23 protein-coding genes and 2 tRNA genes are annotated in these 24,702 nt (G+C 61.8%); 8 read left to right on the top strand and 17 right to left on the bottom strand.

Going from position 1 to position 24,702, the window contains the following annotated elements; all coding sequences use genetic code 11:
* Positions 1-8 precede the first annotated feature (8 nt).
* Genes ureB through M0D68_RS26035 form a run of 7 tightly spaced genes read left to right on the top strand, consistent with a single transcriptional unit; the run spans position 9 to position 8,278 of the window.
* Positions 9-707: an urease subunit beta gene (gene ureB / locus M0D68_RS26065; protein WP_266225803.1), complete on the top strand. Its 699-nt coding sequence runs from the start codon at positions 9-11 to the stop codon at positions 705-707.
* A 9-nt stretch (positions 708-716) separates the two neighbouring features.
* Complete coding sequence (ureC, locus tag M0D68_RS26060) at positions 717-2,420, top strand: urease subunit alpha (RefSeq protein ID WP_280531447.1); 1,704 nt, start codon at positions 717-719, stop codon at positions 2,418-2,420.
* A gap of 31 nt (positions 2,421-2,451) precedes the next feature.
* Positions 2,452-3,147: an urease accessory protein UreG gene (ureG, locus tag M0D68_RS26055; protein WP_266225802.1), complete on the top strand. Its 696-nt coding sequence runs from the start codon at positions 2,452-2,454 to the stop codon at positions 3,145-3,147.
* Positions 3,137-4,150, top strand: coding sequence for an urease accessory protein UreD (locus M0D68_RS26050; protein WP_266225792.1), 1,014 nt, complete (start codon positions 3,137-3,139; stop codon positions 4,148-4,150). The genes ureG and M0D68_RS26050 overlap by 11 nt, the downstream gene beginning before the upstream one ends.
* Positions 4,141-5,667 carry an amidase gene (locus tag M0D68_RS26045; protein ID WP_266225790.1) on the top strand — a complete coding sequence of 509 codons (1,527 nt, stop codon included), beginning with the start codon at positions 4,141-4,143 and terminating at the stop codon, positions 5,665-5,667. The genes M0D68_RS26050 and M0D68_RS26045 overlap by 10 nt, the downstream gene beginning before the upstream one ends.
* Complete coding sequence (locus tag M0D68_RS26040; RefSeq protein ID WP_211702355.1) at positions 5,664-6,494, top strand: CbbQ/NirQ/NorQ/GpvN family protein; 831 nt, start codon at positions 5,664-5,666, stop codon at positions 6,492-6,494. The genes M0D68_RS26045 and M0D68_RS26040 overlap by 4 nt, the downstream gene beginning before the upstream one ends.
* Positions 6,491-8,278 (top strand): nitric oxide reductase activation protein NorD, encoded by a 1,788-nt coding sequence (locus tag M0D68_RS26035; RefSeq protein WP_266225788.1) that lies wholly within the window; start codon positions 6,491-6,493, stop codon positions 8,276-8,278. The genes M0D68_RS26040 and M0D68_RS26035 overlap by 4 nt, the downstream gene beginning before the upstream one ends.
* A gap of 151 nt (positions 8,279-8,429) precedes the next feature.
* Here the strand turns inward: M0D68_RS26035 and M0D68_RS26030 are convergent.
* The 15 genes from M0D68_RS26030 to M0D68_RS25960 all read right to left on the bottom strand — a co-directional run bounded on the left by M0D68_RS26030 (position 8,430) and on the right by M0D68_RS25960 (position 22,432).
* Positions 8,430-8,506: transfer RNA gene (locus tag M0D68_RS26030), tRNA-Pro, on the bottom strand.
* Between the two features lie 63 nt (positions 8,507-8,569).
* Positions 8,570-8,977: a MerR family transcriptional regulator gene (locus tag M0D68_RS26025; RefSeq protein WP_266225786.1), complete on the bottom strand. Its 408-nt coding sequence runs from the start codon at positions 8,975-8,977 to the stop codon at positions 8,570-8,572.
* Positions 8,978-9,023: 46 nt separating this feature from the next.
* The gene (locus M0D68_RS26020; protein ID WP_093643287.1) at positions 9,024-9,434 is read right to left on the bottom strand and encodes an integration host factor subunit alpha; all 411 of its coding nucleotides are present in this window, start codon (positions 9,432-9,434) and stop codon (positions 9,024-9,026) included.
* A 69-nt stretch (positions 9,435-9,503) separates the two neighbouring features.
* A complete protein-coding gene (gene pheT, locus M0D68_RS26015; protein WP_266225785.1) occupies positions 9,504-11,939 on the bottom strand; it encodes a phenylalanine--tRNA ligase subunit beta in 2,436 nt (811 codons plus the stop codon).
* A gap of 137 nt (positions 11,940-12,076) precedes the next feature.
* Positions 12,077-13,090 (bottom strand): phenylalanine--tRNA ligase subunit alpha, encoded by a 1,014-nt coding sequence (gene pheS, locus M0D68_RS26010; RefSeq protein ID WP_028200200.1) that lies wholly within the window; start codon positions 13,088-13,090, stop codon positions 12,077-12,079.
* A 157-nt stretch (positions 13,091-13,247) separates the two neighbouring features.
* Positions 13,248-13,607, bottom strand: a complete 360-nt coding sequence (rplT, locus tag M0D68_RS26005; protein ID WP_006052502.1) for a 50S ribosomal protein L20 — start codon at positions 13,605-13,607, stop codon at positions 13,248-13,250.
* 29 nt (positions 13,608-13,636) lie between these two features.
* Positions 13,637-13,834 carry a 50S ribosomal protein L35 gene (gene rpmI, locus M0D68_RS26000; protein WP_028200199.1) on the bottom strand — a complete coding sequence of 66 codons (198 nt, stop codon included), beginning with the start codon at positions 13,832-13,834 and terminating at the stop codon, positions 13,637-13,639.
* 248 nt (positions 13,835-14,082) lie between these two features.
* Positions 14,083-14,607, bottom strand: a complete 525-nt coding sequence (infC, locus tag M0D68_RS25995; RefSeq protein ID WP_074263967.1) for a translation initiation factor IF-3 — start codon at positions 14,605-14,607, stop codon at positions 14,083-14,085.
* A gap of 49 nt (positions 14,608-14,656) precedes the next feature.
* A complete protein-coding gene (gene thrS / locus M0D68_RS25990) occupies positions 14,657-16,564 on the bottom strand; it encodes a threonine--tRNA ligase (RefSeq protein ID WP_211702349.1) in 1,908 nt (635 codons plus the stop codon).
* A 250-nt stretch (positions 16,565-16,814) separates the two neighbouring features.
* A tRNA-Val gene (locus tag M0D68_RS25985) sits at positions 16,815-16,891 on the bottom strand.
* 140 nt (positions 16,892-17,031) lie between these two features.
* Entirely contained in the window at positions 17,032-19,275 is a 2,244-nt protein-coding gene (locus M0D68_RS25980) for a bifunctional (p)ppGpp synthetase/guanosine-3',5'-bis(diphosphate) 3'-pyrophosphohydrolase (protein ID WP_266225784.1), read from the bottom strand.
* An 84-nt stretch (positions 19,276-19,359) separates the two neighbouring features.
* Positions 19,360-19,713 (bottom strand): RidA family protein, encoded by a 354-nt coding sequence (locus tag M0D68_RS25975; protein WP_028200195.1) that lies wholly within the window; start codon positions 19,711-19,713, stop codon positions 19,360-19,362.
* 106 nt (positions 19,714-19,819) lie between these two features.
* A complete protein-coding gene (locus M0D68_RS25970) occupies positions 19,820-20,731 on the bottom strand; it encodes an alpha/beta fold hydrolase (protein ID WP_266225783.1) in 912 nt (303 codons plus the stop codon).
* Positions 20,732-21,083: 352 nt separating this feature from the next.
* On the bottom strand, positions 21,084-21,725 hold the full coding sequence (locus M0D68_RS25965; RefSeq protein ID WP_093643302.1) for a CoA transferase subunit B: 642 nt from the start codon (positions 21,723-21,725) through the stop codon (positions 21,084-21,086).
* Between the two features lie 2 nt (positions 21,726-21,727).
* Positions 21,728-22,432, bottom strand: a complete 705-nt coding sequence (locus M0D68_RS25960) for a CoA transferase subunit A (protein ID WP_054040428.1) — start codon at positions 22,430-22,432, stop codon at positions 21,728-21,730.
* A gap of 250 nt (positions 22,433-22,682) precedes the next feature.
* Here M0D68_RS25960 and M0D68_RS25955 point away from each other — a divergent pair, with 250 nt between their 5' ends.
* On the top strand, positions 22,683-23,228 hold the full coding sequence (locus M0D68_RS25955) for a LuxR C-terminal-related transcriptional regulator (protein ID WP_054040426.1): 546 nt from the start codon (positions 22,683-22,685) through the stop codon (positions 23,226-23,228).
* Between the two features lie 36 nt (positions 23,229-23,264).
* Here M0D68_RS25955 and M0D68_RS25950 read toward each other — a convergent pair whose 3' ends face one another.
* The gene (locus tag M0D68_RS25950) at positions 23,265-23,696 is read right to left on the bottom strand and encodes a thioesterase family protein (protein ID WP_097389915.1); all 432 of its coding nucleotides are present in this window, start codon (positions 23,694-23,696) and stop codon (positions 23,265-23,267) included.
* A gap of 91 nt (positions 23,697-23,787) precedes the next feature.
* A complete protein-coding gene (locus M0D68_RS25945; RefSeq protein ID WP_093643305.1) occupies positions 23,788-24,564 on the bottom strand; it encodes an SDR family oxidoreductase in 777 nt (258 codons plus the stop codon).
* Positions 24,565-24,702: the final 138 nt, after the last annotated feature.

Below are 24,702 nucleotides of genomic sequence, written 5' to 3'. Positions count from 1 at the left end.
AGACCGCGATGCTGCTGACCCCGACCGAATACGAGCGCCTGACACTCTTCACCGCCGCGCAACTCGCCCGCCGTCATCGCGACAAGGGCCTGAAGCTCAATCATCCGGAAGCCGTCGCGCTGATCGCCGATGAGATTCTGGAGGGCGCGCGCGAAGGCCGCAGCGTGGCCGATCTGATCGCGTACGGATCGACGCTGCTTTGCGAGGACGATGTACTGCCCGGCGTCGCCGATCTGGTACCGATGCTGCAGGTGGAAGGCTCGTTTCCCGATGGCACCAAGCTCGTCACCGTGCATCAACCGATCCGGCCCGGCATGCACGCAAGCGCCGCCGACGCCGTGGTCCCCGGCGAAATCCTCGCCGCGGAAGGCGAGATCGAACTGAACGCAGGCCGCGTTCGCACAACCGTGCGTGCCGTCAACACGGGCGACCGGCCCATTCAGGTGGGCAGTCATTTCCACTTCTTCGAAGTCAATCGTGCGCTGCGCTTCGACCGTGCCACCGCGTTCGGCATGCGGCTCGATATCCCGGCAGGCACGGCCGTGCGCTTCGAGCCCGGCGATGCGAAGGACGTAACGCTGGTCGCCTTCGGTGGCACACAGGAGATTTTCGGTCTCAATGGTTTGACCGACGGTGCGCTCGACGACCCCAGCCGCCGCGAGGCGGCCATCGCACGCGCCGCACAGCGCGGCTTCGAAGGAGCCTGAATGGTTACGATGACACGCAAGGCCTACGCCGAGATGTTCGGCCCGACCACCGGCGACGCAGTGCGGCTAGGCGACACGTCGCTTCTCGCCGAGATCGAGCACGACTATGCGGTGCCGGGTGACGAATGCCTGCACGGGGGCGGCAAGACGCTGCGCGACGGCATGGGCCTGAAGGCCGGGCACGACAGCGCAGACGGCGCACTCGACATGCTGATCTGCAACGCGACGATCATCGATCCGGTGCTCGGCATCGTGAAAGGCGACATTGGTGTCAAGGACGGCCGGATCGTGGCGATCGGCAAGGCGGGCAATCCACAGGTGATGGACGGCGTCGATCCGCGCCTCGTGTGCGGCGTCGCAACGACCGTCAAGGACGCCGAGGGGCTGATCGCCACCCCAGGCGGTATCGACGTCCACGTGCATTTCGATTCGGCGCAGCTCTGCGAACACGCGCTCGCCTCCGGCCTCACCACGTTGATTGGCGGTTCGCTTGGCCCCATCACGGTCGGCATCGATTGCGGCGGCGAGTGGAACGTGGGGCGCATGATGCAGGCCTCCGAGCAGTGGCCACTCAACTTCGGTTTTCTCGGGCGCGGCAACTCGAGCAAGCCGGGTTCGCTCATCGGCCAGCTGCGGGGCGGCTGCCTCGGGCTGAAGATTCACGAAGACTGGGGCGCCATGCCCGCGGTGATCGACACGTGTCTGACGGTCGCCGATGAATACGATTTTCAGGTGCAACTGCATAGCGACACGTTGAACGAGTCCGGCTTTCTCGAAGACACCGTTGCAGCGATGAAGGACCGCACGATCCACATGTACCACACCGAAGGCGCGGGCGGCGGCCATGCGCCCGACATCATCGCGGTGGCGGGACGTATGAACTGCCTGCCCTCGTCAACCAATCCGACCAATCCGTACACCGTGAACACCTTCGATGAGCACCTCGACATGATCATGGTGTGCCATCACCTGAATCCGGCGGTGCCGGAAGACGTCGCGTTCGCTGAATCGCGCATCCGCGCGCAGACGATTTCCGCCGAAGACGTATTGCACGATCTCGGGGCGATCTCGATGCTCGGTTCGGACAGCCAGGGGATGGGGCGTATCAATGAGGTGATCTGCCGGACCTGGCAGCTGGCCTCGAAGATGAAGGACCAACGCGGGCGTCTTTCAAGCGAGCGCACGGCGCGCGGCGACAACGAGCGGATCAAGCGCTACATCGCAAAGTACACGATCAACGCCGCGCGCACCTTCGGTATTGCCGACACGGTCGGATCGCTCGAAGACGGCAAGCTCGCCGACATCGTGCTGTGGCGGCCCGCGTTCTTCGGCATCAAGCCCGAGGTCGTGATCAAGGGTGGCTTCATTGCGTGGGGGGCGATGGGTGATTCGGCAGCATCGCTCATGACCTGTGAGCCGCTTGCGATGCGTCCGCAATGGGGAGCGTTCGGACGCGCGCCCGCCTCGCTCGCGGTCAACTTCGTGAATCCGCTTGCGCTCGGCGCCGATTTGCACGGCCGGCTAGGCATCACGCGCAGGCTGGTCGGCGCACATGGCACACGAAGCCTTAGCAAGCGCGACATGCTGCATAACGACGCGTGTCCGTCCATCTCCGTCAATGCGCAGACGTTCGAAGTGTCGGTGGACGGCCAGGTGATCCGCTGCGACCCCGCACGCGAAGTGCCGCTTAGCCGGCGTTACATGTTGCGTTAGCGGCATCGGACGCGATAGAGGAGTGTTTTCGATGAGCACCGATTCTGATTTATCCGGCGGCATGCAGCTTGCAACGAATCCCTTTGAGAACGCCGCGCGGTCTACTGTGCATGCCGCACGTGCGGCCCGCGTCGGCATAGGCGGTCCAGTGGGATCGGGCAAAACGCGCCTGCTCGAGCAGTTGATTCCGCGTTTCGCCGCACGCGGGATCGACCTCGCGGTGATCACCAACGATCTCGTCACGCGCGAAGACGCCGAACGCGTGCGTCGCAGCGGCCTGATCGATCCAGCACGCGTGCTGGCCGTCGAAACGGGCGCGTGCCCGCACACTGCGATCCGCGAAGACCCGACCCTCAACCTGCAGGCGGCCGACGAACTGGACGCGCGCTACCCCGGCTTGCGGCTGGTACTGATCGAATCGGGCGGTGACAATCTCGCGTCGTCGTTCTCGCTCGATCTGGTCGACTACTGGATCTTCGTCATCGACGTCGCGGCCGGTGACGACATCCCACGCAAACGCGGCCTCGGTGTGCTGTCCTGCGATCTGCTCGTGATCAACAAGTTCGACCTTGCGCCTCACGTGGGTGTCGATCTGCAACGGATGGTCCGCGAGGCGCGCGAAGTGCGCGGCGAGCGGCCCGTGCTGTTGACCAACTGCGCAACAGGCGACGGGGTCGATGCGGTGGCCGATGCCATTGCCGAGAACGTGCTCTTCGATGCGCTCTGAAACACTGCCCGGTCACGCCGGCGCGGGCGCTTGCACAGCGTCCTGCATGGATGCCGGCTTGTGCGCTCCTGGCGCCCTTGCTGCGGTCCACGGCCATGCGGATGCCGCCCAACTCGATCTGTGTTTCGAACGCGCACCGTCCGGCAAGACGTGGCTCTCGCGGCAACGCAACGGTTATCCGTTCCATGTCGGCCGTATCTTGCCGGTAACACGGTGTATCGATCGTGCGCCGGCCTCCGATGCGACGGCGGAAGTGATCGTGCAGTCTTCATCGGGCGGCCTGTTCGAGGGCGACCGCGTGTTTCAGCGCTTCGTGGCGATGCCGCGCGCGCAAGCTGCCATTCGCACAGCGGCAGCAACCATCGTGCATACGATGACACACGGCATCGCGCATTCGCGGGTCGCCATTGAAGCGCATCCGCAATCGCGATTCGACTATCTGCCGCAGCCGACCATCCTGTTTCCCGCCGCCCGGCTGGTGAGCACCATCGATGTCGTGTTGCATGGCGGCGCGACGGTTCTCATCGCCGATACGTGGCTCACTCACGACCCCACGCGTCGCGCCGCGAGCTTCGGCATGCTGGATGCGACCATCAACATACGCAACGCCGACGCACAACTGCTGGCGCGCGACCGCTTTCGCCTCGCGCCTGGCGTGTCACGCGGTTCGCTCTCCGGCGTGCGCCAGATGTATGGCGCGCACGGCGGCCTGCTCGTGCTCAGGCTCGACGACGGCGATGCGGGCAGCGAAGCAGTGGCGCACGCCATCAACGCGGCCCTTCAGACACTCGACATGCCCCTCTCAACGGCCTATGCCGCAGCCGGTGTGCTGCCGGGCGCATGCGGCACGTTCGTCAGGATGCTGGCCGCCGACAGCGTCGCGTTGCGCGCGATCTTTTCCACCGCCGTCGAGGCTGTCCATCGGACGCTCGACGGTGTCCACGAAGGGGCGCCGCGCGCGTCCCATTCGTCCCAAAACCGCAACCGAGAGGTATGCCCGTGACACTGCGCCGTCCGTCCAAAACCGATCTGATTGAAATCAGCCGAGCCCGCCATCTGTCTCTGACCGAGGTCGAACTCGACGAGTACTACGAACTCGTCTGCGAAAACCTGTCGCTTTACGACACGCTCGATCAGTATCCCGAACCTGCATTCGACGTCTTGCCGGCGGTGCGTGTCGCGGGCACGCGTCCGGCCCCGCACGACGATCCGCTCAACGCAGTGGTGCGCAACTGCTCGGTGCATCTGCCCGGCGCGCAGGGGCGGCTCTCCGGGAAAACCGTCGGGCTCAAGGATACGATCAGCGTCGCCGGCATTCCAATGTCGTGCGCGTCGCGCCTGCTGTACGACTACGTGCCCGAGCGTGACGCAACCATCGTGAAGCGGCTGCTCGCCGACGGCACACACATCACCGCGATTCTCAACACCGACGACTTCGCGTTTTCGGGCGGCGGCCACACGAGCACTTACGGCCCTACTCTCAACGCAGCGAACCCGGCGCATCTCGCGGGCGGCTCGTCATGCGGCTCGGCCGCGGCGGTTGCCAGCGGTCTGGTCGATCTCGCGATCGGCGGCGATCAGGGTGGCTCGATCCGGATTCCGTCGTCGTGGTCGGGCACCGTCGGCCACAAACCGACGCACGGCCTCGTGCCGTATACAGGCATCGTCGGCTTCGACCTGACGATCGACCATATCGGTCCGATGACGCGTACCGTCAGCGATGCCGCCCTGCTGCTCTCGGTCATCGCCGGGCCCGACGATGCCGACGCCGACCCGCGTCAGACGAAACCCGTTGAAAAGTGCGACTACACGCGTGCGCTGACGGGCAGCATTCATGGCCTGAAGATCGCGGTCGTGTCGGAAGGATTCGGCTCGGAGGAATCCCTGCCTGAAGTCGACGAAGCCGTCCGCGTTGCGGTACAGGCGCTGATGCATCTCGGCGCGACGGTCGACACGATCTCCGTGCCGGAACACCGGATGGTCGTGCCGGTGTGGAACGCGGTCGCAATCGAGGGAGGCGTCGCCAATTTCTATGCGGGGCATCACGCCTATCAGAACAAAGGGCTCTACGACCCACGCCTGATGTCGGCGATGGCACGCGGCATCAAGACTCACGGTGGCGACTTCTCGCCGACGGCCAAGATGGGTGTCCTCGTCGCCGCATACATGACGGACTACTACCATGGCGTGTTTTATGCGCGTGCCCGCAATCTGGCGCGCCAACTGAACGCTGCGTACGAGCGCGTGTTCGGTACGTACGATCTCGTCGTCATGCCGACTACGCCGCAGACGGCGCATGCGCGGCTTGCCGGTCAGGAGACCGATCGCAAGACCTTTGTGAGGCAAGCGCTCAACATGTGCGCAAATACAGCCGCGTTCGATCTGACGGGTCATCCTTCGATTTCGGTGCCATGCAAAGCGGTGGATGGTTTGCCCGTGGGTCTGATGATCACGGGGCGGCATTTCGCCGATGCCACCGTACTACGGGCTGCGCATGCCTACGAGCAGGGGGGCGCATGACGAGACCGCAACTCGCGCCGGCCGGCGCACCGCTGGACGCGTGGCGCGTCGCGCAGGAACCCTGGTATGAACCGGTCGACCATGAACTGGCGTGGTTCGAAGCGGCTTACCATGCGCGGCTGCCGATCATGCTCAAAGGACCGACCGGCTGCGGCAAGACGCGCCTGGTCGAACACATGGCATGGCGGCTGAAACGCCCGCTCGTGACCATTGCCTGTCACGAGGACATGAACGCAGGCGATCTCGTCGGGCGCTACCTGCTCGACGGCAACGGTACCTACTGGCAAGACGGTCCGCTCACGAACGCCGTCAGGCATGGCGCGATCTGCTACCTCGATGAAGTGGTCGAAGCCCGTCAGGATACGACCGTGGTCATCCATCCGCTCACCGATTCGCGCCGCATTCTGCCGATCGACAAAAGCGGCGAGCTGATTACCGCGCATCCGGATTTCACCCTGGTGATTTCGTTCAATCCGCACTATCAGCATGTGTCGAAAAATCTGAAACCGTCGACACGTCAGCGCTTTGTCGCGCTCGACCTCGGCTGGCCGGGTGCGCAGACGGAAGCCGCAATCGTCGCGCATGAAGGCAATGTGCCGCACGAAGTGGCTGAAAAGCTCGTGACAATTGCGGCGCGGACCCGCGTACTCGACGATCCCGCCTTGCCGGAGGGGGCTTCGACGCGCATGCTGATCTACGCTGCGACGTTGATTGCACACGGAATGGATGCACTGGCCGCGTGCCGGATCGGCATCATCCAGCCGCTCAGCGACGACGCCGATCTGTGCGCCGCGCTGACGGCAATCGCCAGTGGCGTGTTCGGATGAACGCAGGTACGGCGGTAGCGGCCAGCCTCGGCATCGACGAGGCACCCTGTGCGATCGCAACGCGTGAGGTCTTTCCGTTCACGCGCTTCGAGCGGACGCTCGGTTTGTATCTGCGCGCGGCGTGGCAAATAAGCACTCCCGTGCAGGCGCTCGCGCGCAGCGAACAGACAGTCGCCGCACGACCATGTCCGATCGTGACGGGCACCGCGCTGATGTTGCCGCGTGAGTATGAGGCCGATGGTCCGGACGACGCGCGCCGCTTCTACCTGGCGTGTGCGGCACATGCGGCAGCCCATCTGACTTATTCGACAGTGCGTTTCGATCCCGCCAGACTGCGGCCGCTGCAGTTGACGCTGGTTGGTGTAATCGAGGACGCACGGGTCGAACGGCTCGCGATTGCGCGCTATCCGGGACTGCGGCGCTGGTGGCTGCCGTTTCATCGAACGGGCTCAGAAAGCAGCGGCACCGCGGCCGCTTTGATCGCGAGACTTGCACGCGGTCTGCTCGACCCTGGCTATGTCGATCGCGACGGTTGGGTCATAAAGGGTCGCACGCTATTCGAAGCGGCGTTCAGCAGAACCGCTGGTACGGACGCGGGTATCTCACGCCATCTGGGCAACTTGCTGGGCAACGACCTCGGGCAGATGCGGATCCAGTTCAACGCGAAGACTTACACCCCAGCCGCCATCTATCGTGACGACAACAGCGGATTGTGGGAATTGCCGCCGACAGCGGTCGCGCCGGTACCCGGCGATGTCGCGCCCGAGCGCAATGTTGCACCACAGGAAAGCGAGGGAGCCGGCGAGATTCCACCAGATCAGCCAACGCCGCCCAGGCGGATTGCGGATAGACCCGGAGACACGCCGGCAGCCGCTGCCCCACACGATGAAGAACTGACCACACGCGTCGTATCTTTGCACCGCTATCCGGAGTGGGACTACGTGATTCGACGCTATCGCGGCGACTGGTGCAGCGTCGAGTCACTGAGTCTGGATACCGCTTTGCCAGACTGCCCTGCCCTTCACGATTACGCCGCGCCGGCACGGCGCGTCAGGGCGGTGCTCAATACGACACGGCAGCACGCCGTCACGGGCAGGACGCGCGAGTTCGAAGGCGATCTGCTTGATCTCGATGCATGTATCGCGGGTCGCATTGATGCCCTGCACGGCGAGCGGGACCGCTTCAAAGGCTTCGTGGCGCCCCGCCGCGAGGCGCGCGGTGTGCCGCTCGCGATACTGCTCGACCTCTCGGCATCGAACGCGTTCGACGGGCGCATCGATACCGTGCTGGACGTCGCGCGCGTACTTGGGCAAGCGCTGCGCACGGGCGATCGACCTTATGCGATGTACGGCTTTCATTCCGAGGGGCGGCAACGGGTGCGCTTTCACGTGTTCAAGGATTTCGACGAGGCGTGGAGCGCGTCGACCGAGGCCTATATTGCGCGGATTCGTCCAGGGCTTTCCACCCGCTTTGGTGCTGCGCTTCGGCATGCCGGTGCGCGGGTGAGCCACGAAGCCGCGCGTATAGGCTTGTCCAGGGCCAGCTTGTTGACCGTGTCCGATTGCGTTCCGTTTGATATCGATGTCTTCGATCCTCGCTATTTGCGCGAAGACACGCGGCGGGCATTGAACGAGCTCGCTGTGCGCGGGATCGAATGCGGGTGTCTGGCTCTTGATCCGCAGACGCTTGAGGATGCGAAAGCGCTATTCGGCCGACGCCGGGTTGCGCCTCTCAGTGACCTGCGTGGTTTGCCATCGGCGCTGGTCGCGGTTGCTTCACGATAAGAATGGCTAGGCGAGCGAGTCCAGAGGAACCGTCAGGTTGTTGGTGCGGGCACGTAAGAGCCGACCGTGGTGTGAGAGCAACCGTGGGGGCAAAATCCACCCCAAAACGAAAAAGGCCTCACAAGCGTTGCTTGTAAGGCCTTGATTTCTTTGGTCGGGGCGAGAGGATTTGAACCTCCGACCACCTGCACCCCATGCAGGTACGCTACCAGGCTGCGCTACGCCCCGAACAGCTAAAAATTATAACAGACACTTCAATCGATTAGAACCGCTCTGCGCTAACAAAGAAAACTAGTGACCCAACAGGTCGATCACGTGCAGCAATTCCTTGCGCAACTGCTCCACGTCTACCGCAGCCGTTGCTGCGGCCGGAACCGCCGCGCCCTCGCTTTCCTCGACCAGGTCAGCCGGTCCACCCTGCGCACCGCCGCCATGCGAATCGAGCCGATTGCGTGCACCGTTGATCGTGAAGCCCTGCTCGTACAGCAACTCACGAATCCGCCGGATCAACAGCACCTCATGATGCTGATAGTACCGACGATTGCCGCGCCGTTTGACCGGCCTCAACTGCGTGAACTCCTGTTCCCAATAGCGCAGCACATGCGGTTTCACGCCGCATAGTTCGCTGACCTCACCAATCGTGAAGTAGCGCTTCGCCGGAATCGGAGGCAAGACGACTTTTTCGATCGTCGCTGTCATCGTCAGTTAGCCGTCGTGGTGGGTTGCGCAGGGACGCGCCAGTCGATCAGCGCGCGAAGCTCGCTTCAGCGCCGTTCTCGACCAACGCTTTCAGCTTTTGACTTGCATGGAACGTCACAACGCGGCGCGCGGCGATCGGAATCGCCTCGCCGGTCTTCGGGTTTCTGCCGGGACGCTGGGGTTTGTCGCGCAACTGGAAGTTGCCGAACCCCGACAGCTTCACGCTATCGCCACTCTCCAGCGCATCGCGGATCACCTCGAAGAATGCTTCGACCATGTCTTTCGCTTCCCGCTTGTTGAGCCCGACATTGTCGAACAGCAACTCGGCAAGTTCAGCCTTGGTAAGCGTCGGCGTTTCGGAGGAAACGGCCGCGGGTGATGTCGGAATATCGCGAATCATGGCGCTGCGTTGCGCCGTAAGAAGGGCTTCGAAATCACTCGAGTTCATTTCATTCATATCTATCAAATGGCGCGCCAAGCAGAAACGGAGGTTGCGAAAAAATGCCGTGCAAATGTTAAATGCGGGTTATCCACGCAACCGTGCGCCATATACTCGAGCCAGACGTTCCACCAGAGTTTGAATGGCCAGATCGACCGTTTCATCCTGAAGGGTCCCGCCAGTATCTTGCAAGGTCACACGGAACGCAAGGCTTTTCTCGTGAGCAGCCAAGCCACCGGAAGTGTTTGATTTTGGACGGAATTCGTCGAAAAGCACAACCTTCTGAACAGTCTTGCAGGCCTCTTCGGACTGAGCCTTCTGGAGCTCGTCCAGCAGCGCCTGCACCTCGATTTTCTGATCGACAACCACCGCGATATCGCGACGCACCGGCGGGAATTTAGACACATCCGCCGGAGTCGGCAATACGCGCTGCATTAATGCTTCCGATTCGATTTCAAACAGAATCGGCGCATGCGGCAAATCATATTTCTGCATCCAGCGCGGATGCAATTCACCAATCCAGCCCACTGCGCGGCCATTCAGTTCAATACGCGCGCTGCGGCCCGGATGCAATGCCGGATGCTCCGCTTTCACGAAGCGCGCCACTGCCGGCGCGAGCACGGCTTCCAGATCGCCCTTCACGTCGAAGTAGTCGACTGTGCGCGTTTGCGCGCCCCACTGCTCTTCGAGCACGGGACCGTAGGCCAGGCCGCCGATCATCTTCGGCTGCGCGAAACCCTCGACGGTCAATTCACCTGCCTTGATCGACGGATCGTGCAGGAACACGCGGCCGGCTTCGAACACGCGCACGCGATCGGCCGCGCGACGGTTCAGGTTCGTGCGCAGGACCTCGATCAGGCTGCCGAACAGCGTGGTGCGCATGACCGACAACTGGCTCGCAATCGGATTCAACAGACGAACAGGCTTGTCGTTGCCGGCGAAGTCCGACTCCCACTCGGCATCCACAAAGCTGAAGTTGACTGTTTCTGCGTAATCGCGTGCGGCGAGTGCATGACGGATCACGTGAATCGAGCGCTGCGTTTCGTTGGTCGGCAGCATCTCGCTGGTCGCGACCGGCGGACGTGCAGGGATCTTTTCGAAGCCGTAGATACGCGCGACTTCTTCGATCAGGTCTTCTTCGATTTCGATATCGAAGCGGTACGACGGCGGGATCACCGAGAACGTATCGCCGTCGCGTTCGAACGTGAGGCCGAGGCGCGTGAAGATCTGCGCAATTTCGTCCACGTCGATCTTGATGCCGATGATGCGGTTCGCACGCGAGACACGCATCTTCACCGGCTCGCGCTTCGGCACGTTGACGATCTGATCGTCGACCGGTCCGGCTTCGCCACCGCAGATATCGAGGATCAGTTGCGTGATGCGTTCGATCTGTTCGACGGTGGTCGCGTAATCGACGCCGCGCTCGAAACGATGGCCCGCATCAGTCGAGAAGTTGTACTTGCGCGAGCGGCCACGAATGCTATCCGGCCACCAGAACGCGGCTTCGAGATAGATGTTCGTGGTGTCGAGCGTAACGGCCGTGCTGTCGCCGCCCATGATGCCGGCGAGGCTTTCGATGTGTTGTTCATCGGCGATCACGCCGACGGTTTCATCGAGTTCGACGGTGTTGCCGTTCAGCAGCTTGAGCGTTTCGCCCTTACGGCCCCAACGCACGTCCATGCCGCCGTGGATCTTGTCCAGATCGAACACGTGCGACGGACGGCCCAGTTCGAGCATCACATAGTTCGAGATGTCGACGAGTGCGGAAATGCTGCGCTGACCCGAACGCTCGAGACGCTGCACCATCCATTGCGGCGACTTCGCGCGCGCATTCACGCCGCGAATCACGCGACCCGAGAAGCGGCCGCACAAATCGGGCGCCGAGATTTTGACGGGCAACGTTTCGTTTAACTTGACTTCGACCGGCTTGATCTCGAGCGGACGCAGCGGCGCGCCGGTGATGGCCGATGTTTCGCGCGCCACGCCGAACACCGACAAGCAGTCCGCCTTGTTCGGCGTCAGCTTGATTTCGAAAACCGTGTCGTCGAGATTGAGCGTTTCGCGGATGTCCTGGCCGATCGGCGTAGCTTCCGGCAGGATCATCAGGCCACTATGATCTTCCGAGAGCTTCAGTTCGCGTGCCGAGCACAGCATGCCCTGGCTTTCCACGCCGCGCAGCTTCGAGAGCTTGATTGCGAACGGCGTGCCGCCCTCTTCGGCCGGCGGCAATTGCGCGCCAACCAGCGCGACCGGCACCTTGATGCCCGGCGCGACATTCGGCGCACCGCATACGATATTCAGCGTCGCGCCCGTGCCGGCGTCGACCTGGCACACGTTGAGCTTGTCCGCGTCCGGGTGCTTGACGACTTCCAGCACCTGGCCGACGACGATCTTCGAGGTCGGCGGCGCGGCCGGCCGCAGGTCTTCGACTTCGAGACCCGCCATCGTCAACGCGTGCGACAGCTCATCGGTCGTCAGTTGCGGATCGACAAAGGTTCTCAGCCAGGATTCCGGGAATTGCATGGTTCTGTGGTCGTTCTGATCAGGTTAGGTCCAGGTCCGGCAGGCGGCCCATTGATTCACTGGGCTCTGCCGGGGACGCTGCTGCGGCACTGCGTGCAGTGCCGCGCTCTATGCTTGTCGCGTTCGTACGCGCCAGTTCACGCGAATTGACGCAGGAAACGCAGGTCGTTTTCGAAGAACAGACGCAGGTCTTGCACGCCGTAGCGCAACATCGTGAGCCGCTCGAGGCCGCTGCCGAAAGCAAAACCGATGTAGCGCTCAGGGTCGAGGCCCATATTGCGGATCACCGTGGGGTGAACCTGGCCGGAACCCGAAATTTCGAGCCACTTGCCGGCGTTCTTGCCCGTTTCGAACAGCATGTCGATTTCAGCCGACGGTTCGGTAAACGGAAAGTACGACGGACGGAAGCGCACCTGAATATCGTCGCGCTCGAAGAATTTCTTGAGGAAGTCTGAGTAGACGCCCTTCAGATCCGCGAAGCTGATGTTCTCGTCGATCCACAGGCCTTCGACCTGGTTGAACATCGGCGAATGCGTTGCGTCGCTATCCACACGATACGTGCGGCCCGGCACGATCACCTTGATCGGCGGCGTATTGGTACGGGCGTAGCGCACCTGCATCGGGCTGGTGTGCGTGCGCAGCAGCAGTTGACGGCCGTCGGCATCTTTGCCGTCGACGTAGAAGGTGTCCTGCATCGAACGCGCCGGGTGGTTCTCCGGGCTGTTCAGCGAGGTGAAGTTGTACCAGTCGGTTTCGATTTCGGGACCGTCGGCCACGTCGAATCCGATCGTACGGAAAATCTGTTCGACGCGTTCCCACGTGCGCATCACCGGGTGCAGACTACCTGCGCCGGTGCCGCGGCCGGGCAACGTGACGTCAATGGCTTCAGCGGCGAGGCGCTGGTTCAGCAACGCGTCGGCGAGCGCCTGACGGCGGGCCGTCAACGCGGCCTCCACTTGTTGCTTGACGAGGTTGATCCGTGCGCCTTCGGTCTTGCGCGTTTCGGGATCGAGTTTGCCAAGGCCCTTCAATAGCTCGGTCAACGCACCCGATTTGCCGAGAAAGCGCGCTTTCTCGTTCTCGAGGGTGGTGACGTCGGAGGCTTCTGCGAAGGCTTTTTGCGCGTCGGCGACAATCTGGTCCAGATCCATTGATCCCATCATTTCAACGTCAGTGTTCTATCGAAGCAAATCCGGTTCTACCAACAAAAACGGGGCTCGGTGAGGAGCCCCGTTTTTGCTGCAGCGTCACCGAGACTACCGGATGTTCGCTGCAACGAACCACGCAGTTTAATTGCCCAAAGCGCAATCAGGCTGCAACGGCGGCTTTCACCTGCTGAACGATCGCAGCAAAAGCAGCCTTGTCGAACACAGCCATGTCGGCCAGCACCTTGCGGTCGAGTTCGATCGAAGCCTTCTTCAGGCCGTTGATGAACACGCTGTACGTCATGTCGTGCTGACGCACCGCCGCGTTGATACGCGTGATCCACAATGCACGGAACACACGCTTCTTGTTGCGGCGATCGCGGTAGGCGTATTGGCCTGCGCGCATGACCGCCTGCTTGGCGATGCGATAGACGTTATTGCGACGGCCGCGGTAACCCTTGGCCAGCTTGATGATCTTCTTGTGACGGGCCCGTGCGGTAACCCCACGTTTTACTCGAGGCATGTCTTGCTCCTATGAGTGTCGGTTAAGGGTTAAGCGAACGGCAGCATTGCGCGCACGGAGTTCATATCTGCTTCATGAACTGCCGTCGAACCGCGCAAATGGCGTTTGTTCTTGGTGGTCTTCTTGGTAAGAATGTGGCGCTTGAAGGCTTGACCGCGCTTGACGGTACCGCCCGGACGCACCACGAAGCGCTTTGCAGCACTCTTCTTGGTCTTCATCTTCGGCATGACAACTCCATTATTAGATGGATATGGGTGTGCGGTCGGCCAGATGGCCATTACCCGCCCTTCGAAACCCATTCCACTTGGTATGCAAACCGCCGTTACTGCCGGCAGCCGCTTTTCAGGAAGCGGCGCACATTTACACATGCGCCGTTCCGAAACCTGCCGATCCCGCACCGGACACCCGGCACAGCATCGTTTCAATCTTTCACAACCGGAGCGCGCACCACACGGTGCGCCGCTGCTCCAGCGGCTTACTTCTTTTTCTTCGGCGCGAGCACCATGATCATCTGGCGCCCTTCCATTTTCGGCATCTGCTCGACCTGACCAACTTCGTCGAGGTCCGTGCGCAGGCGCTCGAGCATGCGCATACCGATTTCCTGGTGAGCCATTTCGCGGCCACGGAAACGCAACGTGATTTTCGTCTTGTCGCCGTCGTCGAGGAAGCGGATGAGGTTGCGCAGCTTGACGTTGTAGTCGCCGTCATCAGTGCCCGGGCGGAATTTAACTTCCTTGACCTGGACGATCTTCTGCTTGAGCTTGGCCTCGTGTTGCTTCTTCGCTTCCGAGTACTTGAACTTGCCGTAGTCCATCAAACGGCAGACCGGAGGAACCGCTTGCGGAGCGATTTCAACCAGATCCACATCCTGCTGTTCCGACATGCGGAACGCATCAGCGAGTTTCACGATGCCGAGCGGTTCGTTCTCGACTCCGACCAGACGCACCTCGGGTGCTGTAATTTCACCGTTGATGCGGTGCGCAGACTTATCAGTAGCGATGTTACGTTTCCTCTAAAAATTAAAAAAACGAGCCGGGCTGCCAAGTGGCTCAGTTGAACGACTGCACATCCTGGCGCAGACGCTCAATGAAGGTATCGAGAGGCATCACGCCCAGATCGACACCACCACGGGCACGCACGGCTACCGTTTGGGCTTCACGCTCTTTGTCGCCGACCACAAGCAGGTACGGCACCTTTTCCAGCGTGTGCTCCCGTATTTTATAGCTAATCTTCTCGTTGCGCAAATCGGCCTCTACTCTAACCCCTTGTTTTTGCAACGATTGAGCTAGCGACTGCGCATATTCGGCCTGACTTTCCGCGATATTCATCACCACAACCTGCATCGGCGCGAGCCACGACGGCATTGCACCAGCATGGTGCTCGATCAGAATGCCGAGGAAACGCTCCATTGATCCGACGATTGCCCGGTGCAGCATGATCGGGCGGCGGCGGCTGTTGTCTTCGGCGACGTATTCCGCGCCCAGACGCTCCGGCAGCACCATATCAAGCTGCAACGTGCCGCACTGCCACGAACGGCCGAGCGCGTCCTTGATGTGGTACTCGACCTTCGGGCCGTAGAACGCGCCCTCGCCCGGCAACTCTTCCCACGTCACGCCGCAGGCCGTCAGCGCCTCGCGCAGGCCCTGCTCGGCACGGTCCCATGTCTCGTCCGTGCCGGCGCGCGCGTCCGGGCGCAGCGACAGCTTGATCTCGACATTGTCGAAGCCGAAGTCCTTGTAGACGCTCATCGCCAGCGTGTTGAAGGCGATCGATTCGCTGATGAACTGGTCTTCGGTACAGAAAATGTGGGCGTCGTCCTGCACGAAGCCACGCACGCGCATCAGGCCGTGCAATGCGCCCGACGATTCATTGCGGTGGCACGAGCCGAATTCCGCGTAACGCAGCGGCAAATCGCGATACGAGCGCAAGCCGTGGTTGAACACCTGCACGTGACCAGGGCAGTTCATCGGCTTGATCGCGTAGTCGCGCTTTTCCGATTCCGTCGTGAACATGTTTTCACGATAGTTCTGCCAGTGGCCCGACGCTTCCCAGAGCGAGCGGTCCATGATCATCGGTGTCTTGATTTCGAGGTAGCCGGCATCGTTCACGCGGCGGCGCATGTACTGCTCGACCTGCTGCCAAAGCGTCCAGCCGCGCGGATGCCAGAACACCATGCCCGGCGACTCGTCCTGCATATGGAACAGGTCCAGTTGCTTGCCGAGCTTGCGGTGATCGCGCTTTTCCGCCTCTTCAAGCATGTGCAGATACGCTTCCTGGTCTTCCTTCTTCGTCCAGGCCGTGCCATAGATACGCTGCAGTTGCTCGTTTTTCGAGTCGCCGCGCCAGTAGGCGCCCGCGAGCTTCATCAGCTTGAAGACCTTCAGCTTGCCAGTAGACGGCACGTGCGGGCCGCGGCACAGATCCGTGAAGCCGCCATGCGAGTACAGCTTGATTTCGTCGGTAGCCGGAATCGATTCGATGATCTCGGCCTTGTACTTTTCGCCGATGCTCTTGAAGTAGTCCACGGCCTCGTCGCGCGAAACCACACGGCGCGAAACCGGCTCGTCTTTCTTCGCGAGTTCCTGCATGCGCTTTTCGATCTTCTCGAGATCTTCCGGCGTGAAGGGACGGCTATACGCGAAGTCGTAGTAAAAACCGTTGTCGATCACCGGGCCGATCGTAACCTGCGCTTCCGGGAACAGATCCTTCACCGCGTATGCGAGCAAGTGCGCCGTGGAGTGACGAATGATGTCGAGGCCGTCGGCGTCTTTCTCGGTGATGATGGCAAGCGCCACGTCATGATCGATCAGCGCGGACGTATCGACGAGTTCACCGTCGATCTTGCCGCCGAGCGCAGCTTTCGCGAGGCCGGGGCCGATCGAGGCGGCCACTTCGGCGACGGTCACCGGATGCTCGTACTGTCGAACAGAACCGTCAGGCAGACGTATCGAAACCATTGCGTTCTCCGTGGTGCCGACCGGCGGCGGCACATACAACCAGGTCAAAAACCAAAAAAAATGCGGCCCCGCTTTCGAGGGGCCGCATTCACATTTCCTGCTAACTACAGTGGCGAAAGTGGTCCTCGACTAGCGTCGCTCCGAAGTAGTTTCGGTCAACGTTCGCGGTGCCATAACCGTATTTGCCTTTTGCGCCGAAGCGCTTACTGCAGTTTGCGAAACCCCGGCAAAACCGGAATTTCTCTTTCGTTGGTAGGCTCGATTGGACTCGAACCAACGACCCCCACCATGTCAAGGTGGTGCTCTAACCAGCTGAGCTACGAGCCTGAAGAAACGAGATTATATGAAGCCCCACACCGCTTGGCAAGTACTTTTATGCACCGACTTTAAATTTCTACTCATGCGCGCGGGCGCATCGAACCGATGCCTGCCGGGCACCTGCTGGCACCCGCCGCCTCGTCCGCGCATCAACTCTTGCGTGAAGCGCGCACCACGCCGACTACTTCACCGAGCAACGTACACGCGCGCTGAATTTGCGCGGCGCTCGACACCTCGACAGTAAATTGCATGAACGCAGCGTTGCGACGCGACTGCGTCTTCACGCCGATCACATTCATCTTCTCGCGCGCGAAAACTTCGGAGATATCGCGCAGCAGACCTTGCCTATCCGTGGCCTCGATGCTGAGATCGACAGGATAGACCGACTGCCCGCGGCCGCTCATGACATCTGCCGACCACGCGGTTTGCAACACACGCTCCGGCGCGCGATCGGCCATGCGGATGAAGGTCGGGCAATCGCTGCGGTGAATCGACATGCCCTTGCCGCGCGTGACAAAGCCGCTGATGTCGTCGGGCGGTGCGGGACGGCAACAGCGCGCGAGTTGCGTAAGCAACGCGTCGACGCCGACCACGAGCACACCCGTCGAAGCCCCGCGGGCGACGCTCGCGCCGCTGCTGCGCTTCTCGAACTGCTCAGGCGCTTCGACTACAGGCTCGGGCGGCGGCGCATCGTGCAGCGCCTGCTCGACGAGCCGCAGACTGAACTCCTCTTTGCCGACCACTGAGAACAGATCGTCGGTGGTCTTGAAGCCGAGCTTGGCGGCGAGCTGATCGAGATTGACCGACGTCTTGCCCTCGCGCTGCAGGGTCTTTTCGACCATCGCACGGCCGCTCGAGATGTGCTCCTGCACTTCGACCGCGTTGAACCACGCGCGCACTTTCTGCCGCGCCCGATGGCTCTGCAGATACCCGAGTTGCGGGTTGAGCCAGTCACGCGACGGACCACCCTCTTTCACCGCGACGATCTCGACCGTCTGGCCGTTCTGCAACGCCGTATTGAGCGGCACCATCGCGCCATCGACACGCGCGCCACGGCAGCGATGCCCCAGTTCGCTATGCAGGTGATACGCGAAGTCCACCGGTGTCGCACCGTGCGGCAGCGGAATCACGCGTGCTTGCGGCGTGAGCACGTAGATGTGGTCGTCGTCAAGCGTAGCCTGCCGCAGTTGCTCCCACGGCTGCGCGGCGCGCTTCTCGCCGTGCTCGCCTTCGGAGACATCGTCTTTCCACGCGAGCAATTGACGCAACCACGCAATCTTCTCATCGTATTTCTCATTGGCGCTGAACTGCCCGCCGTAACCACGCGTGCCGGCTTCCTTATAACGCCAGTGCGCCGCCACGCCATACTCGGCGAACTGATGCATTTCCTGCGTGCGGATCTGTACTTCGAACGCGCGGCCGTCGTCGCCGATCACGACCGTGTGCAGCGACTTATAGCCGTTCGGCTTCGGCCGCGAGATGTAGTCGTCGAACTCTTTCGGCACCGGTTGCCACAGGTTGTGCACGATGCCGAGCACGGTGTAGCAATCCTTGATGTCCTGCACGATCACGCGAAACGCGCGCACGTCGTACAGTTCGGCGAAATCCAGCTCCTTGCCGTGCATCTTGCGCCAGATGCTGTAAATATGTTTTGGCCGGCCGCTGACTTCAGCCTGCACATGCGCCGCCGCCAGTTCCTGCTGCAGCCGCTCGATTGCCTGCGCAACATAGCTCTCGCGCTCAACGCGCTTCTCGTCGAGCAGCTTGGCGATGCGCTTGTAAGTGACCGGCTCTTCGAAGCGGAGCGCGAGATCCTCGAGCTCCCACTTCAGTTGCCAGATGCCGAGCCGGTTGGCGAGCGGCGCGTAAATATCGAGCGTTTCACGCGCCACATCAGGCGACGGCGTGATTTTCGCCGCCGCGTAATAGCGCAGCGATTGCAAGCGCGACGCGAGCCGTATCAGCACGACGCGAATGTCCTGCGCAAACGCGAGCAGCATCTTGCGCAGCGCCTCGACCTGCGCGCGGCGCGCGGCCTGCGCATCGCGCCCGGCTTCGGGCATCGCATTCTGCGCGGCGCGCAAGCTCACCGTACCGAGGCGCAGCAACTTGCGCACGTCGCCGACCAGTTGCGCGACTTCTTCGCCGAAGTTATCGGCGATCACGCGTTCCGGGTCTTGCAGATGCGGCGTTAGCGCAAACAAGGCCGCCGCCAGCACAGCCGACGGATCGACGTTGAGCGTGCGCATGATCGACGCCGTACCCGCCGCGTGATCCGCCAGCAACTCGCCCGATGAGAGCCGCACTTCGCCCGCATGTTCGCGCACGAACGCCATCGCTTCGTCGAAGGAAGGGATGGGGGTCGGCGTGCTCGTAACGATTTCGGTAGTCATAGTGCGACGGCCCACCGGGCCAGACGGATCAACGGATTTTCAACAACAACTGCGAGACGACGCTAAAACCGGGCTCAGCCACGCTCAATCGCGCTGCGCCGCAACCACGACGATTTCGACGAGGCACTTCGGGTTAGCGAGCTTCGCTTCGACGGTAGCGCGCGGCGGCGTGGCGCCTTGTGCGACCCACTCGTCCCATACTGCGTTCATACCGGCGAAGTGCACCATGTCCGAGATATAAATCTGCACGGACAGCAAGTGCGACTTGTCGCTGTTGACTTCTTCCAGCAGACGGTCGATGTGGCCGAGCACTTCGCGCGTCTGACCCGTGATGTCCTGATCCGCGTCTTCGGCGATCTGGCCGGCGAGGTACACGGTGCCGTTGTACACAGCGGTTTCCGAGAGGCGCTTGCCGACGTGGTGACGAATGACTGCCATGAAGAATCCTGAGGTTGGTTGAAAATTGATCGCAGATGCGTTCCGCATTGCACCTACGCATCGCATCCACGGGTGGCCAATAAAGGACGCCGCGCGGAACTCGATATTATGACGCGTCAGCGGCCGGCCCGATAAAGAACTGCCTCGCGATGTCGATCTGATCGGCCGACAGAAACGCCGGCGCATGCCCTACCCCCGCGATTTCGGCGCTGGATACAGCACGCCCGGTGTCAACCATCTTCGCGACCGTCTCGCGCGAGAGCAGATCCGATTGCTCGCCGCGCACCACTAACACAGGCCCCTGAAACGCAGCCAGCGAATGCCACAACGCGGCCTCGCCGAGTTTGGCCGCTTCTTCAGTGGTCGCGGTAAACGGCTGTGCGATTCGCGGGTCGTAACGGAACAACCATGCGCCGTCCTGCTCGTGCAAAAGCGGCGTATTGATCTCGCGCCACTCCTCTGGCGTGAGCGGACCGAAGGTTTGCGCAAGCAACGCCGCGTAATCGATGCCCTGCTGCAGGGTTTCGAAACGCACGGGCTTGCCGAGGTAGTCGCCGATGCGCTGCACGGCCACCGGCTCCAGATGCGGTCCGACGTCGTTCAACAGCATTTTACGAATCGGCGTTTCCGGCAGGCCGGCCAGCGCGAGTCCGATCAAACCGCCCATCGAGGTACCGAACCAGTCGACCGTTTCGACGTTCAGGCGCGCGATCAGCGTGACCATATCGGCGACGTACTGCGGCACGCTATAGAAGTTGGGGTTGGCGAGCCAGGAAGACAAGCCCCGCCCCGCTACATCCGGACATACCACGCGGTAAGTGCCGGCGAATTCCGCAGCAAGGCGGTCGAAATCGCGCCCCGAGCGCGTCAAACCGTGCACGCACAGCAGCACACGTGGATTAGCGGGGTCGCCCCACTCGGTGTAGGCGATCCGGTGCAGGCCACCGGCGCTCGCGCACTGCACATAACGTTGGCGCGGCGCGGGCCGCTCGGCGGTGGATGCAGACGTCTCGGTCATCTGGGTTCCTTGCAAAAGCTCCATGGGCTCGACGCAGACCAAGCGGCGGGAAATGAATGTCGAATCTTCAAACGATTGTAAACCGCTTTGCCGCGCGGCAAGGATCGGCCGAATGGCCTAAGCCGCAGCAGGATGCTCCAGCGTAAAGCCGCAGCGCCGGCGCGCCGACGGAGGCAGCGCAAAACGGCACGAAAAGACGGCACCAAAAAAAACGGGCGAGACTCACGCCTCGCCCGCCTACAACCTCGCGTCAATTCAATTCGCTTCGCAAGCCACCCCAAGACCTACAAGGCAACTCGCGTTGCCACCACCTTCCGTCACAAGGACCAAAGCAGGCGGCTCATACCACCACTCAGCTCACCGCGCTCACATCCAGCGGCGCGCCCGTCTTCGTCTGGATTTCCTCGACGCTCACACCCGGCGCCAGTTCGGTCACCTTCAGACCGTCTTCCGTTATTTCGATCACGCCGAGGTCGGTGATGATCTGATCGACCACGCCCACGCCCGTCAACGGCAGCGTGCATTCTTCGAGGATCTTGTGCTGGTCGCCCTTCGCGACGTGTTCCATCAACACGACCACGCGCTTGACGCCCGCGACCAGATCCATCGCGCCGCCCATGCCCTTGATCATCTTGCCCGGGATCATCCAGTTGGCCAGATCGCCCTTCTTGCTGATCTGCATCGCGCCCAGAATAGCCAGATTAATGTGGCCGCCGCGAATCATCGCGAACGAATCCGCCGACGAGAAAATCGACGAACCCGGCAGCGTGGTCACCGTCTGCTTGCCGGCGTTGATCAGGTCGGCATCCACTTCTTCTTCGGTCGGCGACGGGCCGATGCCGAGCAGGCCGTTTTCCGACTGCAGCCACACTTCGACGCCGGCCGGCACGTGGTTCGCCACCAGCGTCGGCAAGCCGATGCCGAGGTTTACGTAGAAGCCGTCCTGCAATTCCTTCGCCGCGCGTGCGGCCATTTCGTCACGAGTCCATGCCATGATCAGTCTCCTTTCGCGCGGACGATGCGTTGTTCAATGCGTTTTTCCGGATTCGCATTGAGCACAATGCGCTGCACGAAAATGCCCGGCGTGTGGATCGCATCCGGATCGAGTTCGCCCACTTCAACGATTTCCTCGACTTCCGCGACCGTGATCTTGCCGGCCATCGCGCACATCGGGTTGAAGTTGCGCGCGGTGCGGCGATAGATCAGGTTGCCCGATTTATCGGCTTTCCACGCCTTGACCAACGCGACGTCGGCCGTCAGCGAATGTTCGAGCACGTAATGGTTTTCGCCGAACTGGCGGGTTTCCTTGCCTTCGGCGATCAGCGTGCCGTAGCCGGTGTTCGTGAAGAAGGCCGGGATGCCCGAGCCGCCGGCGCGCAGCTTCTCGGCGAGCGTGCCTTGCGGCGTGAATTCGAGCTCGAGTTCGCCGGCCAGATATTGGCGTTCGAACTCCTTGTTCTCGCCCACGTACGAAGAAATCATCTTCTTGACCTGGCGCGTTTCGAGCAGCAGACCGAGGCCGAAACCGTCGACGCCCGCATTGTTGCTGATGCAGGTGATGCCCTGCACCTTCGAATCGCGCAGTGCCGCGATCAGCGCCTCAGGAATGCCGCACAGCCCGAAACCGCCGACGGCGAACGTCTGCCCGTCCTTGACGATGTCTTTCAGCGCCTCGGCGGCGCCTGGATAGACCTTGTTCATCAGTATGTCCCTTCCTTTATGGAAACCCGAAAACGGAATTCGGATCGTTGCGACTTCGATATGACGCTTAGCGGGCAAGCGCCCGACACGTCATTCTAGTCATCCGCGGCCTGTTCTGCGCTCAGGTTACCCTGCCTCACGCAAATGCCTGCTGCAAACATTTCGCCGCGTTGTCATGTGCCCGAAAGAGTACGCTGGGCGCGCCATGCGGCACAATACGCAAAAATACATAAGTACTTGCCGCCAGCCCATGCCTGCACTGGATTACCAAACCGCGTTTCACCTCGCCCCGATCGGACTCGTGCTGTCACGCGAACGCATCATAGAAGACTGCAACGACGAGCTGGCGTCGATATTCGGCTGCACCCGCGAGGCGCTGCTCGGCCAGTCGTTCCAGGTGCTATATCCGTCAACGGACGAATTCGAGCGGATCGGCGCGCGGATTCCGCCGATCATGACCGCGCAAGGCAGCTACGCGGACGACCGGATCATGAAGCGGGCCAACGGGGAATTGTTCTGGTGCCACGTGACGGGCCGTGCGCAGCAACGCATGGACCCGCACGCAGCGGGTGTGTGGACTTTCGAGGATTTGAGCGCGACACGGCGCGTGGCGGTCGAGCTAACGCCGCGCGAGCGGGAAATCGCCGCGCAACTGGTGACGGGCAAAACCAGCAAGCAGATCGGACGGGCGCTGGATATCAGCCCGCGCACGGTCGATGTCTACCGCGCGCGGCTGATGCGCAAATACGATACGGGGAATGCGACCGAGCTGTTGCAGCGCTTGCTCGGGCATTGAGAGGCGCCGAGGAGGTGCTGGCAGCGCTGGGAGCTATCAAGCCGCCTTGACCAGCGCCGCGCTCTCGATGGTCGCGCGCAGCATATCCGGAACCGGTACCGACTTGCCCGCGGCATAGTCGATCCACACGCAACGCGCAGCACCGCGAGCGTAGACGGTGTTCGGATCATCGGCGCGCACGAGTTCGAACGCCGTGTCGAAACTGCTGCGCCCGGGCGTGGCCACGGACATCCGGCCGATCACATCGCCCGGATAGTGCAACTGCTTGAGAAATTCCATCGACGCGTTGACGATCACCGGCCCCTGCCCGTCGGCGTTGCTGCCGGCCAGACCCAGTTGCTCGAACCAGGAAATCCGCACCTGCTCCATGTAACGGAAATAGACCGTGTTGTTCACATGGCCGAATGCGTCCATATCGCCCCACCGAATCGGCATAGACATCTCAAAAACTGCGTGAAAATCGCTCATCGTACTTCTTTAACGGGTTGAAACGAGGGTGAAACCGGCACGCGGGCCGGGGCAAACATGACAAACAACGAACGGCGGCGCAAAGCTACGTTCAGGCGAGACCGAAGCCATCGTCGGCGGCAATCACCGAGCCGTTGATGAATTGCGATTCGTCGGCCGCCAGCAGCAGCAACAGCCCGTCCAGATCTTCCGGCTTGCCGACACGATGACGCGGCAGCAGCGAGACCAGCTTCTGCCCCTGCTCGGTCGACCAGTGATGGTGGTTGATCTCGGTATCGATATAGCCCGGGCAGATGGCGTTCACGTTGATGCCGTGCTTGCCCCACTCCAGCGCCATGGCTTTCGTCATATGGACGACGGCGGCCTTGCTCATCGAGTACAGGCCGATCTGCGGCAACACCCGCAGGCCCGCCATCGACGCGATATTGATGATCCGGTATGACGGCTTCTGCGCGCTATTGCCGCGCATGATCATGCGCTTGGCGACTTCCTGCGCAACGAAGAAGGCGCCGCGCGTGTTAGTGTCGAACACGTATTCGAAGTCGGCCGGCGTGACTTCCGAGAGCTTCTGCGTGGTCGACACGCCTGAATTGTTCACCAGAATGTCGATCGTGCCCGCCTCGGTTTCCGCGTGGGCGACCGCCGACTTGATGCTTTGATAATCCGTGACGTCGAGTGAGACGACGTGCGCCGCGCCCCCGGAGGCTTCGATCTCGGCGCGCAACTCCTTCAGGCGCTCGGTGCGGCGGCTTGCCAACACGACCTTGGCGCCAGCCTGCGACAATACTTGAGCAAAGCGCTTCCCCAACCCGCTCGAGGCGCCGGTGATCAGCGCGACCTTGCCTTCCAGATTGATCGAACGGCCCATTGTCGTTCCTTGTTCGGTTGTTGTTACAGACGCGGTTGACAGGTGCGGTAGGACCGTCGCTGCGGGTCATACCGTATCACAGAAATAGAACGATCGTGCTAATCTCTGCTCATCTGGTTGCAGTGGCGGAGACCATCG

Source organism: Paraburkholderia sp. SEWSISQ10-3 4 (genome assembly GCF_030464785.1).
In the GTDB taxonomy this organism is placed as follows: domain Bacteria; phylum Pseudomonadota; class Gammaproteobacteria; order Burkholderiales; family Burkholderiaceae; genus Paraburkholderia; species Paraburkholderia aspalathi.
Note: the sequence above shows the minus strand (reverse complement) of the source record. Positions and strands in the feature narration are given on the sequence as shown.

Coding starts and splice junctions, on each gene's coding strand:
- ureB (WP_266225803.1), top strand. CDS start 9: ATGCTGCTGACCCCGACCGAATACGAGCGCCTGACACTCTTCACCGCC.
- ureC (WP_280531447.1), top strand. CDS start 717: ATGACACGCAAGGCCTACGCCGAGATGTTCGGCCCGACCACCGGCGAC.
- ureG (WP_266225802.1), top strand. CDS start 2,452: ATGAGCACCGATTCTGATTTATCCGGCGGCATGCAGCTTGCAACGAAT.
- M0D68_RS26050 (WP_266225792.1), top strand. CDS start 3,137: ATGCGCTCTGAAACACTGCCCGGTCACGCCGGCGCGGGCGCTTGCACA.
- M0D68_RS26045 (WP_266225790.1), top strand. CDS start 4,141: ATGCCCGTGACACTGCGCCGTCCGTCCAAAACCGATCTGATTGAAATC.
- M0D68_RS26040 (WP_211702355.1), top strand. CDS start 5,664: ATGACGAGACCGCAACTCGCGCCGGCCGGCGCACCGCTGGACGCGTGG.
- M0D68_RS26035 (WP_266225788.1), top strand. CDS start 6,491: ATGAACGCAGGTACGGCGGTAGCGGCCAGCCTCGGCATCGACGAGGCA.
- M0D68_RS26025 (WP_266225786.1), bottom strand. CDS start 8,977: ATGACAGCGACGATCGAAAAAGTCGTCTTGCCTCCGATTCCGGCGAAG.
- M0D68_RS26020 (WP_093643287.1), bottom strand. CDS start 9,434: ATGAATGAAATGAACTCGAGTGATTTCGAAGCCCTTCTTACGGCGCAA.
- pheT (WP_266225785.1), bottom strand. CDS start 11,939: ATGCAATTCCCGGAATCCTGGCTGAGAACCTTTGTCGATCCGCAACTG.
- pheS (WP_028200200.1), bottom strand. CDS start 13,090: ATGGATCTGGACCAGATTGTCGCCGACGCGCAAAAAGCCTTCGCAGAA.
- rplT (WP_006052502.1), bottom strand. CDS start 13,607: ATGCCTCGAGTAAAACGTGGGGTTACCGCACGGGCCCGTCACAAGAAG.
- rpmI (WP_028200199.1), bottom strand. CDS start 13,834: ATGCCGAAGATGAAGACCAAGAAGAGTGCTGCAAAGCGCTTCGTGGTG.
- thrS (WP_211702349.1), bottom strand. CDS start 16,564: ATGGTTTCGATACGTCTGCCTGACGGTTCTGTTCGACAGTACGAGCAT.
- M0D68_RS25980 (WP_266225784.1), bottom strand. CDS start 19,275: ATGACTACCGAAATCGTTACGAGCACGCCGACCCCCATCCCTTCCTTC.
- M0D68_RS25975 (WP_028200195.1), bottom strand. CDS start 19,713: ATGGCAGTCATTCGTCACCACGTCGGCAAGCGCCTCTCGGAAACCGCT.
- M0D68_RS25970 (WP_266225783.1), bottom strand. CDS start 20,731: ATGACCGAGACGTCTGCATCCACCGCCGAGCGGCCCGCGCCGCGCCAA.
- M0D68_RS25965 (WP_093643302.1), bottom strand. CDS start 21,725: ATGGCATGGACTCGTGACGAAATGGCCGCACGCGCGGCGAAGGAATTG.
- M0D68_RS25960 (WP_054040428.1), bottom strand. CDS start 22,432: ATGAACAAGGTCTATCCAGGCGCCGCCGAGGCGCTGAAAGACATCGTC.
- M0D68_RS25955 (WP_054040426.1), top strand. CDS start 22,683: ATGCCTGCACTGGATTACCAAACCGCGTTTCACCTCGCCCCGATCGGA.
- M0D68_RS25950 (WP_097389915.1), bottom strand. CDS start 23,696: ATGAGCGATTTTCACGCAGTTTTTGAGATGTCTATGCCGATTCGGTGG.
- M0D68_RS25945 (WP_093643305.1), bottom strand. CDS start 24,564: ATGGGCCGTTCGATCAATCTGGAAGGCAAGGTCGCGCTGATCACCGGC.